Below are 1,146 nucleotides of genomic sequence, written 5' to 3'. Positions count from 1 at the left end.
GTTGACCACGGCAAGACGACGCTGACGGCGGCCATCACGAAGTACTTCGGCGAATTCCGCGCCTATGACCAGATCGACGGCGCGCCCGAAGAGAAGGCCCGCGGGATCACGATCTCGACCGCGCACGTGGAATACGAATCCGAGACGCGCCACTATGCGCATGTCGACTGCCCGGGCCACGCCGACTACGTCAAGAACATGATCACCGGTGCCGCCCAGATGGACGGCGCGATCCTGGTCGTGAACGCCGCCGACGGCCCGATGCCGCAGACGCGCGAGCACATCCTGCTGGGTCGCCAGGTGGGCATCCCCTACATGGTCGTCTACCTGAACAAGGTCGACCAGGTGGATGACGAGGAACTGCTGGAACTGGTCGAGATGGAAGTCCGCGAGCTGCTGAGCTCGTACGACTATCCGGGCGACGACATCCCGATCATCAAGGGTTCGGCGCTGGCAGCCATGGAAGGCCGCGACAACGCCATCGGCGAGGATTCGATCCGCGCGCTGATCGCCGCCGTCGACGAGTACATCCCGACCCCCGAGCGTGCGATCGACCAGCCGTTCCTGCTGCCGATCGAGGACGTGTTCTCGATCTCGGGCCGCGGCACCGTGGTCACCGGCCGCATCGAGCGCGGCGCGGTCAACGTGGGCGACGAACTGGAGATCGTGGGCATCCGCGACACCAAGAAGACCACCTGCACGGGCGTCGAGATGTTCCGCAAGCTGCTGGACCGCGGTGAGGCCGGCGACAACGTGGGCGTCCTGCTGCGCGGCATCGACCGTGACGGCGTCGAGCGCGGCCAGGTCCTGGTCAAGCCGAAGTCGGTCACCCCGCACACCCAGTTCGAGGCCGAGGCCTACATCCTGACCAAGGAAGAGGGCGGCCGCCACACGCCGTTCTTCGCGAACTACCGCCCGCAGTTCTACTTCCGGACCACGGACGTCACCGGCACCGTCAAGCTGCCCGAGGGCACCGAGATGGTGATGCCCGGCGACAACCTGAAGTTCGAGGTCGAACTGATCGCCCCGATCGCGATGGAAGAGAAGCTGCGCTTCGCCATCCGCGAAGGCGGCCGCACCGTCGGCGCAGGCGTCGTCTCCAAGATCATCAAGTGATCCAGGGCCCGAACGGGCCAAGGAATGCTG

General features: G+C 65.9%; 1 protein-coding gene. It reads left to right on the top strand.

What is annotated here, in order from left to right; genetic code table 11:
- The coding region (gene tuf, locus FHD68_RS18645; protein WP_139086623.1) for an elongation factor Tu at positions 1-1,116 on the top strand (1,116 nt) is incomplete at its 5' end.
- Between the last annotated feature and the right edge of the window lie 30 nt (positions 1,117-1,146).

It is taken from the genome of Paracoccus marcusii (genome assembly GCF_006151785.1).
GTDB lineage: Bacteria > Pseudomonadota > Alphaproteobacteria > Rhodobacterales > Rhodobacteraceae > Paracoccus > Paracoccus marcusii.
This window is presented reverse-complemented; position numbering and strand designations above follow the sequence as displayed.